The following is an 885-nucleotide window of genomic DNA, read 5'->3' as shown; positions in this document are numbered from 1 at the left end:
GCCTGAAACGGTATCTCGTTCGGCAGCTCTATCCACTCATCGTCCAGACGCTGCAGCCTCGACGCCAAACGACCGCCGCTTGACAGCAAGTCAATAGGAGTGTCGCAGTTGGTAGGGGCTGGTAGGGGCGGGTGTACTTCGCCGTGATGCCTAGGTCGGTGCAGGTGTGCTTCCACAGGGCGGATCGGTAGCAGCCGCCGTTGTCGGACAGGACCCGTTCGACGGTGACGCCGCGGGCTGCGAACCAGCCCACGGCACGCTGGAGTACGCCGGCTGCGGTGACAGCGGTTTCGTCGTCGTGGATCTCGGCGTATGCAACGCGGGAATGGTCGTCGATGACGGTGTGCACGAAGGCGTGTCCGAGTAGTTCGTTGTGGTGCTTGCTGCGGCGGGTTACCGGTGTGGCCTGGCGGTTCCTGCGGCCCTGGATGCGGCCGACGAATCGCCAGCCGCCGCCGATGGGGATGTTGCCGAGTTTCTTGACGTCGACGTGGATCATCGACCCCGGATGGGGGTGTTCGTAGCGGCGGATGGTCTCGCCGGTGCGGATGTCGATGTGCGAGAGCCGGTTGAGCCGGCATCGGACCAACACCGCGTGCACGGTCGACGCCGGCATGTTCAGACGAGAGCCGATCGCCTGGGGTGAGAGTCGTTTGCGCCACCGGAGGTCGACGATCTTGCGTTTGATCGGCTCCGGTGTGCGGTTCGGGATGTGGTGGGGTCGACTCGAGCGGTCGTGCATCCCGTCCGGTCCCATCTCGACATAGTGTCAAGTCCCGAGTTTTGTTGAGGCTGAGCGTGTGTTCAGTTCTCAGGCCGCAGAAGCGGCTGGCGGTTGTGCGTAGTGGGCGGTCTCGACCTCGGCCGGAGTCCGATAGTCGAGCA

1 pseudogene is annotated in these 885 nt (G+C 64.3%); it reads right to left on the bottom strand.

From position 1 onward, the window contains the following. Positions 1-115 precede the first annotated feature (115 nt). A pseudogene (locus tag K3M35_RS25780) lies at positions 116-748 on the bottom strand (DDE-type integrase/transposase/recombinase); the annotation flags it as partial. Positions 749-885 lie beyond the last annotated feature (137 nt).

The organism is Rhodococcus sp. DMU2021, assembly GCF_019641445.1.
Taxonomy (GTDB): Bacteria; Actinomycetota; Actinomycetes; order Mycobacteriales; family Mycobacteriaceae; genus Rhodococcus; species Rhodococcus pyridinivorans.
Note: the sequence above shows the minus strand (reverse complement) of the source record. Positions and strands in the feature narration are given on the sequence as shown.